The organism is Streptomyces sp. NPDC093094 (assembly GCF_044754345.1).
GTDB lineage: Bacteria > Actinomycetota > Actinomycetes > Streptomycetales > Streptomycetaceae > Streptomyces.
Map to the genome: position 1 here is coordinate 273,214 of NZ_JBIVOX010000005.1, position 13,152 is coordinate 286,365.

Below are 13,152 nucleotides of genomic sequence, written 5' to 3' on the forward strand. Positions count from 1 at the left end.
GGCATCCCCGTGTCACGCAAGGAACGAGGCGCCCACGGGGGGCCGCTTCGGGGGAATCGGAAGGAGGGTGACGCCATGGTCCTGGGCATCATCCTGGCGGCGGTCGCCGTCGTGGTTCTGGTGGCTGTGATCGCCTCTGTGAGCGAGAGCCGGCGCAACCACCGCCACCGGGGGCGCTACACCACGACCCACAGCCGGCGCAGCAGCAGCCGCGGCAGCAGCAGCAGCGACGGAGGCTGGTGGGTCGGCGGTGCGGACAGCGGCGGCAGCTCGTGCGGCGGCGGCTCGTCCTGCGGGAGCAGTTCCTCCTGCGGGGGCGGCGGTTCGTCGTGCGGGGGCGGCGGCGGTGGTGGATGCGGCGGAGGCAGCTGACACGGGGCAGCCGAGCTTCGAACGGGGGACCGTATCCACGTCCAGCGCCCGCCGGGATCCTACCGGCGGGCGCTGGGCTTCGGGCGTGTCCCGGCGCACGCCGTCGTCGTTCAGGCGTACGCCGTGGTTGAACAGTTGAGCAGAGAAGCCCTCTGAGGGATGGAAACCCTCCGAAGTTGGGTAAAAACGCTGTGGCGGCGCCACAGTTCATGATTCCCTCTAAATCACCTGAACAGCCCCTCGGACATCTCCCCGGACATCGTCCGTCGCCCGGGCTGACACCGTCCGTCGACCGGGCCGACCGGGTCGAACACCCGTGCCTACCGGGATGCGCCGGACCCCCACCGCCTTCTTTTGCGTGCTAGCGGAGCCGATCCATGCTCACGACCCTGAAGACCTCCTACACCGACACGCGCGCGGCCGACCTCGCCTGGGCCCTCGGGCGCGAGCCGCTCCCGGCGCTGGCCACCCTCGACCTCGAACTCACCGGAGCGAAGCTCCAGTTGAGGCTGCTGGGCGCCTCGCACCAGGTGCTCCTGGAGGAGGACCAGGTCCACTGTTCGGAGACAGTGGCGTGCATCCCCGGCAGCAGCACACCGCTCCCGCTCGGCGTGGCCAAGCGGGTGGGCGACTGGGAGTACGAGTTCGCCGCGCGGGTCGAGGTGCTCTCGCCGGGCTCCTTCGCGGGCCGCGCCCAGGAACTGCTCGCCCTGGTGTCCGACCATCCCAACGGTCTCGCCGGCGTCTTCCCCGGCAGCCCGCACGCCTTCACCGCGCTGCTGGCCCAGCGGTACGAGGGCCAGGTGCACTGGCGCACCTGGCACGCCTACCCGCAGGACGGGCAGCTGGTCGCGACCCGCACCCGCGTGGGCGTCCGGGTCCCCGCACCGGCCGCCTGACCTCGCCCCGCACCGGCCGCCTGACCTCGCCCCGCACCGGCCGCCTGACCTCGCCCCGCACCGGCCGCCTGACCTCGCCCCGCGCCGCCCGCCGGGCCGTACCGCGCCCCGCCCGGCCGGACCGCGTGCCGCGTGTGGCCCGGCGGGCGGCGGGTGAAACGTGCGACGGCCGTTCGGACCGGCAGTTCCACACGTGTGGGTGACGAAGCGTGCCGGACCCGTGACGTAACGTCGCAGTCGTGATCGAACCGCACGCCCCGGCCCCGCCCGGTGCCCCGCCCTCGTGGTGCGGGCCCGCGCGACTGCCCGTCCGGCCGGGCACCGGGCGCTTCCTGGTCCTCGCGTGCGTCTTCGTCTGCGCGGCATGCGGTCTGGTGTACGAACTGGAACTCGTCGCCTTCGCCTCGTATCTGATGGGCGACTCGGTCACCCAGGCATCCGTCGTGCTGTCCGTGATGGTCTTCGCGATGGGGATCGGTTCCCTCGCCGCCAAGCGGCTGCGTCCGTACGCGGCCGTCGGGTTCGGGGCGATCGAGGCGATCCTCGCCCTCGTCGGCGGATGCAGCGCGATGGCGCTGTACGCGGTGTTCGCGTGGACCGGGGCCTGGGGCGGGCTGTGGGCCGGCGGCCCGCGCGCCCTGCTGGTCGCCTTCTCCCTGGCCACCGGGCTGCTGATCGGCGCCGAGGTGCCGCTGCTGATGGAGCTGATACAGCGCATCCGCCGCCAGGACGCGGGCGGCGCGGTCGCCGACCTGTTCGCCGCCGACTATGTGGGCGCCCTCGTCGGCGGTCTCGCCTTCCCCTTTCTGCTGCTGCCCTTCCTGGGCCAGCTGACCAGCGCGATACTGACCGGCGCGGTGAACGTGGTGGTCGGCGGCGCCCTCGTCCTCGGCCTGTTCCGCCGCGACCTCACTCGCCGTGCCCGCTGGCTGCTCATCGTCGTCAACCTCGCCGTCCTCGGGATCCTGGCCACCGCGGCCGTCCTCGTCGACGACTTCGAGCGTGCCGCCCGGCAGGCGGTCTACGGCCGGGACGTACGTGTCGCGCTCCAGACGGGCGTGCAGGAGATCGTCCTCACCGGCGGCACCCGCGGCCACCCCCTCGCCCTCTTCCTCGACGGCCGGCTGCGGGTCAGCGGCCGCGACGAACGCCGCTATCACGAGGCGCTGGTGCACCCCGCGATGAACGGACCGCACGCGCGCGTGCTCGTCCTCGGCGGCGGCGACGGCCTCGCCGCCCGTGAAGTGCTGCGCCACCCCGGGGTCGTCCAGGTCGACGTCGTCGCCCTCGACGGGGGCGTCGTCCGGCTGGCCCGCACCGACCCGGCCCTGTCCGCCCTCAACGGACATGTGTACGACGACCCGCGCGTCCGGGTCGGCGCCGCCGACGCGTTCGGCTGGCTGCGCGCGGCACCCTGCGCGGCGTACGACGTGATCGTCGCGGACCTGCCCGACCCGGGCATCACCTCCAGCACCAAGCTGTACTCGCAGGAGTTCTACGGCCTCGCCCGGCGCGTCCTGGCCGCCGACGGCCGGCTCGTGGTGCACGCCGGGCCGGTGACCACCCGTCCCCGCGCGTTCTGGACGGTCGAGGCGACCGTACGGGCCGCCGGACTGGCCACCTCCGTCTACCGTGTCGACGGCCGCACCGGCGGATCCGCCACCGGTCCCGACCGCGCCGCCGAGGCGTCCCGCGCGCCCCGCGACTGGGGATTCGTCCTCGCCGCCGCGGACGGCCCGCCGCCCCTGCGTCTGTCCGGCGGGACCCGCACCCGCACCCTCACCGGCACCGGCCTGGCCGAGGGCGCGCGGGCGGCCGAGCGGACCAGGGTCGGGGACACGCCGGTGTCGACGCTGGTGCATCCGAGGTACTGACCGCACGGCGGCGGCCCCGGCCGCACGACGCCGGCCCCGTCTTCGCCGCCGCCGGCGGGGCCCTCGGCGAACTGCGCGGTATGCCGGGCCTGTTGCGCGCCGGCGGCACCCCCGTCGCCGGGGACCCCGCCCCGGACACCGGCCGACTCCCCGGCAGGGCCGAGCGGGTGCGCTCCGGCGGCCTGCCCTGTGTGCGGCTGTGCGGCTGTGCGTCCACCGGGTCGTCCGGGAGGCCCTGACCGGCGTCCCGGACCACGCGCCGCGCGCCGGCGCCCGGGGTGAACTGGCCCGCCGTGCCCGTGCGGCAGCCGTCTTTGCGGTGGACGGCCAGGCCCTGGCCCGGAGCGGACGGGGCGCCCGCGGGCCGGCCGCCGCCGAGGCCGCCGGCAGGGCGCACCCCGGCCGCACGGCGACCGGGCTCGGCCCGGCCGTCCGGGCGCGGACGGTGGTGGTGGCGTACGGGAGCGGGCCGACGGCTCCGGGAGGCGCGAGCGGGTGACCGGAGCCGCCGGGAAGGGTGTTTTCCGGCCTCCCCTGGGTAGGCTCCGACGACATGGAGCATGAGGTGCACGTGCCGGTTTCCGTCGAGCGGGTACGGGCCGCGCTGGCCGACCCCGCACGTGTCGCCCGGGCGGTCCCCGGGCTCCAGCAGGACGCGGGCGCCGACTCCCTCACCGGACGCCTGAAGCTCCGTATCGGCGGCACCACGATCACCTACCGCGGCACGGCCGGTGTGACCGCGCGCGAGGACGGCGCCTACACCGTCGAGGGCGACGCCACCGAGTCCCGCGGCACCGGCGCGGTGAAGTTCGCGCTCACCCTCCGCCTGAACGGCACGGACGACGGCACCACCCTCGCCTTCGACGGCACGGGCACGGCGGAGGGCCGCGCGGCCGACCTGGCACCGGAGGCCGTGCACGCCGCCGTCACCCGTCTGCTGACCCGCTTCGCGGAGGGCCTGGACGCGGATCCCCGGGCCGCCGGCGAGGACCCGGGCAGCGGGCCGGGGGAACCCGCCGACGAGCAGGACACCTCCACCGGTTCCGCGTCCGTCTTCGACACGGAGGTCCCGCCCCCGTCGCTGGATCCCCTCGCCGACGCTCCCGCGGCCGAGGCGGAACCCCCCGCCGGGACGGAACCCCCGGCCGAGGCGGCCCACGCCCGTCGCACGATGATCGGCCGCAGCGCGGAGGAGGTCGACCACGCCCCGCCCAGGGGCCGCTACGCCCCCGTCCCCGCCCCCCGGACGACGACCCAGGCGAGCACGCTGCGCTGGGCGGCACCGGCGGCGGCACTGGTGGTCGCGACGGTGATCGTCGCAGGCAGGGCCCTGCGGCGGCGCCGCTGAAGCCGGCCGGACGGGCGCCGGAGGGATCGTGCCCGGCCACATGCGGCCCGGTTCATGACCACAATCGGCCACCGTCACCCGGCCCCCGTGATCACCCGAGTAGGGTCGCCCCGTGAGTAACGAAGAGATCACGCTGACCGCGGGTGACGCGGAAGCCACGGTGACCCCGGACAACGGCGGCCGCATCGGCGGTCTCCGCGTCGGCGGTGTCGAGCTGCTCCGGCAGGGCGACCGCTACGGCTGCTTCCCGATGGTCCCCTGGTGCGGCCGCATCAGGGAGGGCCGCTTCCTGAACGGCGGGGTCGCGCACCAGATGCCCCTCAACGCCCCGCCGAACGCCATCCACGGCACCGCGCGGGACGGCGCCTGGTCGGTCGCCCGCGCAGGCAAGGACGAGGCCGTCATCACCCACGACCTGACCGACCCCTGGCCCTACTCCGGCCGTGTCACCCACGTCGTCGCCCTGACGCCCGACTCCCTGACGCTGACCATGTCCGTCGAGACGTACGACTCGTCCTTCCCGGCCCAGGTCGGCTGGCACCCCTGGTTCAACAGGAACCTCGGCGGCGCCGACGCGGAGCTGGCCTTCGAGCCGGCCTGGCAGGAGGAGCGCGGCGCCGACCACCTCCCCACCGGCAACCGCCTCGACCCGAAGCCCGGCCCCTGGGACGACTGCTTCGGCATGCCCGGCGGCGTCGACGTCACCCTCACCTGGCCCGGCCTGCTGGAGCTGAAGGTGACCAGCCCCGAGAGCTGGGTCGTGGTGTACGACGAGCAGGAGGCGGCCGTGTGCGTGGAGCCGCAGACCGGCCCGCCGAACGGGCTGAACACCCTCCCGCGCCTGGTCACGCCCCTGGAGCCGCTGGAGGCCACGACGACCTGGAGCTGGCGGCGCCTCTAAGCTGGGCGCCATGACGGATGTACGTGGCGCGCTGCTGGCGCAGATCAAGGACAAGGCCGTGGTGCACGGCAAGGTGACCCTCTCCTCGGGTCTGGAGGCCGACTACTACGTCGACCTGCGCCGCATCACCCTCGACGGCGAGGCCGCCCCGCTGGTCGGCCAGGTGCTGCTGGACCTGACCGCCGACCTGGACTTCGACGCCGTCGGCGGTCTGACCATGGGCGCGGACCCGGTCGCCGCCTCGATGCTGCACGCGGCGGCCGCCCGCGGCCGGCGCCTGGACGCGTTCGTCGTCCGCAAGGCGGCCAAGGCGCACGGCCTCCAGCGCCGCGTCGAGGGCCCGGACATCAAGGGCCGCCGGGTGCTCGTGGTGGAGGACACCTCCACCACCGGAGGCTCCCCGCTGACCGCCGTCGAGGCCGTGCGGGAGGCCGGCGCGGAGGTCGTGGCCGTCGCGACGATCGTCGACCGCGCGACCGGAGCCGCCGAGAAGATCCAGGACGGCGCGGGTGTGCCGTACCTCTTCGCGTTCTCCAAGGACGAGCTGGGACTGGACTGACTGTCCCTACTCGTCAGTACTGACCGCCCCCTGGACCGCTCCTGGACCTTCCGGCCGAGTCTGGAAAGATGGGGCCGACGATGACGTCGCCCCCACCCCATGGTCTAGGTCAGGGCCGCAAGCTCAACGCCCACCCGCACATACAAGGAGCGGACAGATGCCCATCGCAACCCCCGAGGTCTACAACGAGATGCTCGACCGGGCGAAGGCAGGCAAGTTCGCCTACCCGGCGATCAACGTCACCTCCAGCCAGACCCTGAACGCGGCTCTGCGCGGCTTCGCGGAGGCGGAGAGCGACGGCATCATCCAGATCTCGACGGGCGGCGCCGAGTTCCTGGGCGGTCAGTACAGCAAGGACATGGTCACCGGAGCGGTGGCCCTCGCCGAGTACGCGCACATCCTCGCCGAGAAGTACCCGGTGACCGTCGCGCTGCACACGGACCACTGCCCGAAGGACAAGCTGGACGGTTACGTCCGTCCGCTGCTCGCCGTCTCCGAGGAGCGCGTCAAGGCCGGCCGCAACCCGCTGTTCCAGTCGCACATGTGGGACGGCTCCGCGGAGACCCTCGCCGACAACCTGGCCATCGCCCAGGAGCTGCTGGAGCGCGCCCGCGCCGCCAAGATCATCCTTGAGGTGGAGATCACCCCGACCGGCGGCGAGGAGGACGGCGTCACCCACGAGATCAACGACGAGCTGTACACCACCGTCGACGACGCCATCCGCACCGTCGAGGCCCTGGGCCTGGGCGAGAAGGGCCGCTACCTGCTCGCCGCGTCCTTCGGCAACGTCCACGGCGTGTACAAGCCGGGCAACGTGGTCCTGCGCCCCGAGCTGCTGAAGGAGCTGAACGACGGCGTCGCCGCCAAGTTCGGAAAGTCCTCCCCCTTCGACTTCGTCTTCCACGGCGGCTCCGGCTCCACCGAGCAGGAGATCGCGACCGCGCTGGAGAACGGCGTCGTGAAGATGAACATCGACACCGACACCCAGTACGCGTTCACCCGTCCGGTCGCCGGCCACATGTTCGCGAACTACGACGGCGTCCTGAAGGTCGACGGCGAGGTCGGCAACAAGAAGGCCTACGACCCGCGGACCTGGGGCAAGCTGGCCGAGGCGTCGATGGCCGCCCGTGTCCTGGAGGCCTGCGGCAACCTGCGTTCCTCGGGCACGCGGATCAAGTAACCCCCGCGCAGTCCTCGCGTTCACCAGCGAGCCCGGTGCCCCGGCGCCGGGCTCGCTGTTTACTGGGGGCATGCCCGATGTCCGGCTGGCCTCGCCGCAGGGCCGATGGATCCTGCTCACCACCGTGCTCGGCTCCAGCATGGCGCTGCTGGACTCGACCGTGGTCAATGTCGCCCTGCCGGCCATCGGCCGCGACCTCGACGCCGATCTCGCCGCGCTCCAGTGGACGGTCAACGCGTACATGCTCACGCTGGCCGGCCTGATCCTGCTGGGCGGCTCGCTGGGCGACCAGTACGGACGCCGCAAGGTCTTCGTCGTCGGCGTGGTGTGGTTCGCCGTGGCCTCCCTGCTGTGCGGTCTCGCCCCGAACGCCGGCGTGCTGATCGTGGCCCGCGCCCTCCAGGGCATCGGCGGGGCCCTGCTCACCCCCGGCTCGCTGGCGCTCATCCAGGCGTCCTTCCACCCCGACGACCGGGGCCGCGCGGTCGGCCTGTGGTCCGGCTTCGGCGGCATCGGGGCGGCCGTCGGGCCGTTCCTGGGCGGCTGGCTGGTGGACGGGCCCGGCTGGCGGTGGGTGTTCCTGCTGAACGTGCCGCTGGCGCTGCTGTGCGTCCCCGTCGCACTGCGGCACGTCCCCGAGTCGGCCGACGGCCGCGCCCACGGCCGCTTCGACGTGCTGGGTGCCCTGCTCGGCGCGGCGGCGCTCGGACTGGTGACGTACGCCCTGATCGAGGCCGACGGCGGCGGACCGGTGGTGGTGCTGTCGGCGGTCGCGGGCATCGCGGCGGCGGTGGCCTTCGTGTACGTCGAGCGGCGCCGGCCCGACCCGATGATGCCGCTCGACATCTTCGCCTCCCGCCAGTTCACCGCGGTCAACCTGGTCACGCTGTGCGTGTACGCGGCCTTCGGCGGGTTCTTCTTCCTGGCGGTGGTGCAGCTCCAGGTGGTCTCCGGGTACAGCGCGCTCGGCGCGGGCACGGCCCTGCTGCCGGCGACCCTGCTGATGCTGCTGTTCTCCGCGCGCTCGGGCGAGCTGGGCGAACGGATCGGCCCGCGCGTCCCGCTCACGGTGGGGCCGCTGCTGTGCGCCGCCGGGATGCTGCTGATGCTGCGGGTGGGCCCGGACGCCTCGTACGTCCTCGACGTGCTGCCCGCCGTGCTGGTGCTCGGCCTCGGCATGGTCACGCTGGTCGCCCCGCTGACGGCCACCGTCCTGGCCTCCGTGGACGTGGCCCGGGCGGGCCTGGCCAGCGGCATCAACAACGCGGCGGCACGCGCGGCCGGCCTGATCGCGGTGGCCGCGCTGCCGCTGGTCGTGGGGATGGGCGAGGAGGCGTACCGGTCGGCGGACGCCTTCGACGCCGCGTTCGGTCGGGCCATGTACGTCTGCGCGGGCGTCCTCGTGCTGGGCGCGGTCCTGGCCTTCGCCACCGTACGGCCGCTTCCGCCGGACTGCCGCAGGCCCGAGTGCCGCAGCCACGGCTGGGTCACGGCGCCACCGCTGGAGGGGGAGCGGGCCAAGGGGCGTATCGCGTGACCGATGCACCAGACTGAGCCCATGACGATTCACGAGAACCTCCTCGGGGGCCCGCCCCCGACCCACCTCCCCGACGACCCCGAGCCGCGCGAGCTGCTCGCGGCCGGCACGCCCGCCGCGGACGTCGCCGCGAAGCACCCGACGTCCTCGCTGGCCTGGGCCCGCCTGGCCGACGAGGCGTACGAGCGGGGCAGCGTCGTGGAGTCGTACGCCTACGCCCGCACCGGCTACCACCGCGGCCTGGACGCGCTGCGCCGCAGCGGCTGGAAGGGCCACGGGCCCGTGCCGTGGGAGCACGAGCCCAACCGCGGCTTCCTGCGGGCCCTGCACGCCCTCGCCCGCGCGGCCGGCGCGATCGGCGAGCAGGAGGAGTACGAGCGCTGCTCGCAGTTCCTGAAGGACTCCTCGCCGACGGCGGCCCAGACCCTGGGCTGACCTGCTGCTTCCAGGTACGGCCCGCCCGAATGTTCGGGCGGGCCTTGCGGGATGCGGGAGGGATTGCGGAGGATGCGGGTGGGGACCGGGGCCCCCGTGTCGGCATCGGCAGGGGCGGACCGCTACCCGGAGTACAACATCAGGAGACAGCGATGTCCCATGAGGCTCACGAGGCCCACGAGCCCGAGACCCCGCATCTCGACTTCTCCGGCACCACGCCGTACGAGGACTACGTCAAGGCGGACGTGCTCACCCATCTCCAGCACACCCTCTCCGACGATCCCGGAGAGATGGTCTTCCTGGTCACGACCCAGGTGATGGAGCTGTGGTTCACGGTCGTCGTCCACGAGTGGGAGACCGCGGCGCACGCCCTGCGCGGCGACGACGTGCCGACCGCACTGGCCGCGCTGAAGCGCTCGGTGCGCGAACTGGAGGCGCTGAACGCCTCCTGGAAGCCGCTCGGCCAGCTCACGCCCGCCCAGTTCAACTCGTACCGCAGTGCGCTGGGCGAGGGCTCGGGCTTCCAGTCGGCCATGTACCGGCGGATGGAGTTCCTGCTCGGCGAGAAGTCGGCGTCCATGCTGGTCCCGCACCGCGGGGCGCCCCGCGTCCACGCCGAGCTGGAGAAGGCGCTGCACGAGCCGAGCCTGTACGACGAGGTCCTGCGGCTGCTCGCCCGGCGCGGGCACGCGATCCCCGAGGCCGCGCTGGGGCGTGACGTCACCCAGCGGTACGAGCCCCACGACGAGGTCGAGGCCGTCTGGACGGCCGTCTACTCCGGCGACCCCGGCGACGAGGTCGCCCGTCTCGGCGAGGCGCTGACCGATGTCGCCGAGCTGGTCTGGCGCTGGCGCAACGACCATCTGGTCGCCACCCGCCGCGCGATGGGCGCCAAGGCCGGCACGGGCGGCTCGGCGGGCGTGGCCTGGCTGGAGAAGCGGGCCCGCAAGAACGTCTTCCCCGAGCTGTGGACGGCGAGGTCCCATGTCTGAGCAGGCGGCCCGGGCGGCGAAGGCGGACGCCGCCGACGAACTCGCCCCCAAGCGCACCGAGTTCGTGCTGGACGACACCGTCTACCTCGACGGCAACTCCCTGGGCGCGCTGCCCGTCGCCGTCCCCGGCCGCGTCGAGGACGTGGTCCGGCGGCAGTGGGGCGAGCTGCGCATCCGGTCGTGGGACGAGAGCGGCTGGTGGACGGCGCCCGAGCGGATCGGCGACCGGATCGCCCCGCTGGTGGGCGCGGACGCCGGGCAGATCGTCGTCGGCGACTCCACCAGTGTCAACGTCTTCAAGGCGCTCGTGGCCGCCGTGCGGATGGCGGGCGAGGACCGGGACGAGATCCTGGTCGACGCCACGACCTTCCCCACCGACGGCTACATGGCCGAGTCGGCGGCCCGGCTGACCGGGCGCACCCTGCGTCCGGTGGCCCCCGCCGAGGTGCCGTCGGCACTGGGCGACCGCACGGCGGCGGTGCTGCTGAACCACGTCGACTACCGCACCGGCCAGCTGCACGACCTGCCGTCGCTGACGGCGGCGGTCCGCGCGGCCGGCGCCGTGTCCGTCTGGGACCTCTGCCACAGCGCGGGCGCCCTGCCGGTCGGTCTGGACGGGCACGGCGTGGACCTCGCGGTCGGCTGCACGTACAAGTACCTCAACGGCGGGCCGGGTTCACCGGCCTACCTGTACGTACGACGTGACCTCCAGGACCGTTTCGACTCCCCGCTGCCCGGCTGGAACTCGCACGCCGAGCCCTTCGGGATGCGGTCCTCCTACGAGGCGGCCCCCGGAGCGCTGCGGGGCCGGGTGGGCACCCCCGACATCCTCTCCATGCTCGCCCTGGAGGCGGCCCTGGAGGTCTGGGACGGGGTGTCCGTGGAAGCCGTCCGCGCCAAGTCCCTCGCCCTGACGGACTTCTTCCTGGAGTGCGTGGCGGAGTACGTCCCGGCGGGCCGGGTCGAGTCCCTGACCCCGGCGGCCCACCGGGAGCGCGGCAGCCAGGTCGCCCTGCGCTGCGCGGACGCGGGCGACGTCATGCGGCGTCTGATCGAGCGCGGAGTCGTCGGTGACTTCCGGGCCCCGGACGTCCTGCGCTTCGGCTTCACCCCCCTGTACGTGCGGTTCGCGGACGTGGAACGCGCGGCGAGGGTGCTGGGGGAGGTGCTCGGAGAGGTCTAGGGCCCTTCGTGTCGTGCGGCTGGGGGCACCTCCCACGCCCTTGAGGCAGTGGGGGAGTGCGTGCCGGGCGTCGCGACGCCGCGGAGATCCGTCAGAAGGGCCCTGGCTGCCCGACGGCCGTCGGCCCGGTGCACGTCACCCTCCGGTGACGTGCACCGGGCCGCGCCCTTCCCGGCAACCCGCCCCGGGCGAAGCCCTGTTGCACGCGGGTTGCCCGTGCGGCGGCCTGTTTCCCGTGGGGTGCGCGGGTGTCTGTGCGGCGGTCTGTTTCCCGTGGGGTGCGCGGGTGTCTGTGGGTGGTCTGTTTCCCGTGGGGGTGCGCGGGTGTCTGTGGGTGGTCTGTTTCCCGTGGGGTGCGCGGGCGTCTGTGCGTGGTCCGCCTGCCCGTCCCTGCTCCCCGCCCTCGTGCGACGTGCGACGTGCGACGTCCGTGAGGCCGAGGCGGGCGGATCCGTGCTCGGCCTGCGCGTCACCTGCCGTCCGCGGTACGGACGTTCGCACGCGCGGTGCGCCCTCGGGGACGTACGGCGCCGGGTCCGGCGGACCAGGGTGCCCCTCTTGTACGGCTTCCTCACCTGCCCGGCCCGTGCTCCGCAGCGCAACGAAACTGCAGAACCGTTTAACCCTCACCGTGCGTGACATCCGCGTGTCCGCGCACGTCATCGGCCTGATACCGTCCCCGCCAACGGCTGGATTTCTTGCCTGGCCGATCTCACCTGGTCCGCCAAATCCGTATCGTCGCTGAGAGGTTGGAGCATGCCGGACGACGCCTCCGCAGAACGGGCCGCCGCCGAGGAGGAGTCGGCCTTCTCGCACCCGCCCGTCGACCCCGACGTCACCGCCGCGTACGGCGACCACCCCGACCAGGTGATCGACTTCTACGCCCCGTGCGGTCCGGACGCACCCGGCGGGCCCGCTCCGCTGGTCGTCGTCCTGCACGGCGGCGCGTGGCGGGCGCCGTACGACCGCGTGCACATCAGCCCGTTCGCCCAGTTCCTCGCGCGCCGGGGCTTCGCGGTGGCGAGCGTGGAGTACCGGCGGGGCGCGGAGGGACCTCCGGCCGGGGGCGCGCCCGTCGCCGGCCGCTGGCCCGACACCTTCGACGACGTCGCCGCCGCGCTGGACGCGCTGCCGGACCTCACCCATGAGGTGCTGCCGCAGGCCGACCCGCGCCGCACGGTGATCACCGGGCACTCCGCGGGCGGCCATCTCGCGCTGTGGGCGGCCGCCCGGCACGTGCTGCCCGCGGACTCCGCCTGGCGCCTGGACGGGCCCGCGCCGCTGCGCGGGGTCGTCGCCCTCGCGCCCATCGCCGATCTCACCGTCGCCGAGAAGCTCGACGTCTGCGGTGGCGCGGCCGGCCAGCTGCTGGGCGGCGCGGCGGCGTTCGCCGACCGGCTGCCGTACGCCGATCCCGCCCGTCTGCTGCCCACCGGCATCGCGACCACTCTCGTCCAGGGCCGTACCGACGACGTCGTCCCGCAGGCGGTCGCCGAGGCGTACGCCGACGCGGCGGCCAAGGCCGGTGAGGTGGTCGGGCTGACCCTGCTGGAGGACGTCGGCCACTTCCCGCTGATCGACCCGGTGGCGGACGCGTGCGCGGTGGTGGCGGAGGAGATCGCACAGCTGGCTTGGTGAGGGCCCGTTCCGGGGGTGAGGGCCTGTCCCGGGGTGGGGGCCTGTCCCGGGGTGGGGGTCGGGGATACCCGTAATACCTGAGAGCTACGGCACTTGAGAGCTCTGTGGCGGGACGCGAGCGACGGACGCCGATTCGTACCTTCCCTTCAGAAGCCCGACGGACGGGCGAGTCGGAGGGGAGGCGGCCGTGGGACGGCGGGGGCTGCGGAGTCTGTGGGGCCTGCGGGATCTGTG

Annotated in this window: 13 protein-coding genes; all 13 read left to right on the forward strand. The window is 73.8% G+C overall.

Going from position 1 to position 13,152, the window contains the following annotated elements:
* The first annotated feature begins 75 nt into the window (after window positions 1-75).
* The 13 genes from ACIQGV_RS12375 (at window position 76) to ACIQGV_RS12435 (ending at window position 12,918) form a co-directional block, all read left to right on the forward strand.
* The gene (locus tag ACIQGV_RS12375) at window positions 76-372 is read left to right on the forward strand and encodes a hypothetical protein (RefSeq protein ID WP_402493623.1); all 297 of its coding nucleotides are present in this window, start codon (window positions 76-78) and stop codon (window positions 370-372) included.
* A 377-nt stretch (window positions 373-749) separates the two neighbouring features.
* On the forward strand, window positions 750-1,271 hold the full coding sequence (locus ACIQGV_RS12380; protein WP_402493625.1) for a DUF2617 family protein: 522 nt from the start codon (window positions 750-752) through the stop codon (window positions 1,269-1,271).
* Between the two features lie 239 nt (window positions 1,272-1,510).
* The gene (locus tag ACIQGV_RS12385; protein ID WP_402493627.1) at window positions 1,511-3,145 is read left to right on the forward strand and encodes a polyamine aminopropyltransferase; all 1,635 of its coding nucleotides are present in this window, start codon (window positions 1,511-1,513) and stop codon (window positions 3,143-3,145) included.
* A 199-nt stretch (window positions 3,146-3,344) separates the two neighbouring features.
* Complete coding sequence (locus ACIQGV_RS12390; RefSeq protein ID WP_402493630.1) at window positions 3,345-3,644, forward strand: hypothetical protein; 300 nt, start codon at window positions 3,345-3,347, stop codon at window positions 3,642-3,644.
* Window positions 3,645-3,698: 54 nt separating this feature from the next.
* A complete protein-coding gene (locus ACIQGV_RS12395; protein ID WP_402493633.1) occupies window positions 3,699-4,493 on the forward strand; it encodes an SRPBCC domain-containing protein in 795 nt (264 codons plus the stop codon).
* 112 nt (window positions 4,494-4,605) lie between these two features.
* Window positions 4,606-5,394: an aldose 1-epimerase gene (locus tag ACIQGV_RS12400; RefSeq protein ID WP_402493635.1), complete on the forward strand. Its 789-nt coding sequence runs from the start codon at window positions 4,606-4,608 to the stop codon at window positions 5,392-5,394.
* A 10-nt stretch (window positions 5,395-5,404) separates the two neighbouring features.
* On the forward strand, window positions 5,405-5,953 hold the full coding sequence (gene pyrE / locus ACIQGV_RS12405; RefSeq protein ID WP_402493638.1) for an orotate phosphoribosyltransferase: 549 nt from the start codon (window positions 5,405-5,407) through the stop codon (window positions 5,951-5,953).
* Window positions 5,954-6,110: 157 nt separating this feature from the next.
* A complete protein-coding gene (gene fbaA, locus ACIQGV_RS12410; protein WP_402493641.1) occupies window positions 6,111-7,133 on the forward strand; it encodes a class II fructose-bisphosphate aldolase in 1,023 nt (340 codons plus the stop codon).
* A gap of 70 nt (window positions 7,134-7,203) precedes the next feature.
* Complete coding sequence (locus ACIQGV_RS12415; RefSeq protein ID WP_402493644.1) at window positions 7,204-8,670, forward strand: MFS transporter; 1,467 nt, start codon at window positions 7,204-7,206, stop codon at window positions 8,668-8,670.
* Window positions 8,671-8,691: 21 nt separating this feature from the next.
* A complete protein-coding gene (locus ACIQGV_RS12420) occupies window positions 8,692-9,105 on the forward strand; it encodes a DUF3151 domain-containing protein (RefSeq protein WP_402493647.1) in 414 nt (137 codons plus the stop codon).
* A gap of 152 nt (window positions 9,106-9,257) precedes the next feature.
* Entirely contained in the window at window positions 9,258-10,097 is an 840-nt protein-coding gene (locus ACIQGV_RS12425; protein ID WP_402493650.1) for a tryptophan 2,3-dioxygenase family protein, read from the forward strand.
* Window positions 10,090-11,280, forward strand: coding sequence for a kynureninase (kynU, locus tag ACIQGV_RS12430; protein WP_402493651.1), 1,191 nt, complete (start codon window positions 10,090-10,092; stop codon window positions 11,278-11,280). The genes ACIQGV_RS12425 and kynU overlap by 8 nt, the downstream gene beginning before the upstream one ends.
* 756 nt (window positions 11,281-12,036) lie before the next feature.
* The gene (locus ACIQGV_RS12435) at window positions 12,037-12,918 is read left to right on the forward strand and encodes an alpha/beta hydrolase (protein ID WP_402493653.1); all 882 of its coding nucleotides are present in this window, start codon (window positions 12,037-12,039) and stop codon (window positions 12,916-12,918) included.
* Window positions 12,919-13,152: the final 234 nt, after the last annotated feature.

What these genes read in the sequence shown, in the direction of transcription:
- ACIQGV_RS12375 (WP_402493623.1), top strand. Translation starts at nt 76, where the DNA reads ATGGTCCTGGGCATCATCCTGGCGGCGGTCGCCGTCGTGGTTCTGGTG.
- ACIQGV_RS12380 (WP_402493625.1), top strand. Translation starts at nt 750, where the DNA reads ATGCTCACGACCCTGAAGACCTCCTACACCGACACGCGCGCGGCCGAC.
- ACIQGV_RS12395 (WP_402493633.1), top strand. Translation starts at nt 3,699, where the DNA reads ATGGAGCATGAGGTGCACGTGCCGGTTTCCGTCGAGCGGGTACGGGCC.
- pyrE (WP_402493638.1), top strand. Translation starts at nt 5,405, where the DNA reads ATGACGGATGTACGTGGCGCGCTGCTGGCGCAGATCAAGGACAAGGCC.
- fbaA (WP_402493641.1), top strand. Translation starts at nt 6,111, where the DNA reads ATGCCCATCGCAACCCCCGAGGTCTACAACGAGATGCTCGACCGGGCG.
- ACIQGV_RS12415 (WP_402493644.1), top strand. Translation starts at nt 7,204, where the DNA reads ATGCCCGATGTCCGGCTGGCCTCGCCGCAGGGCCGATGGATCCTGCTC.
- ACIQGV_RS12420 (WP_402493647.1), top strand. Translation starts at nt 8,692, where the DNA reads ATGACGATTCACGAGAACCTCCTCGGGGGCCCGCCCCCGACCCACCTC.
- ACIQGV_RS12425 (WP_402493650.1), top strand. Translation starts at nt 9,258, where the DNA reads ATGTCCCATGAGGCTCACGAGGCCCACGAGCCCGAGACCCCGCATCTC.
- kynU (WP_402493651.1), top strand. Translation starts at nt 10,090, where the DNA reads ATGTCTGAGCAGGCGGCCCGGGCGGCGAAGGCGGACGCCGCCGACGAA.
- ACIQGV_RS12435 (WP_402493653.1), top strand. Translation starts at nt 12,037, where the DNA reads ATGCCGGACGACGCCTCCGCAGAACGGGCCGCCGCCGAGGAGGAGTCG.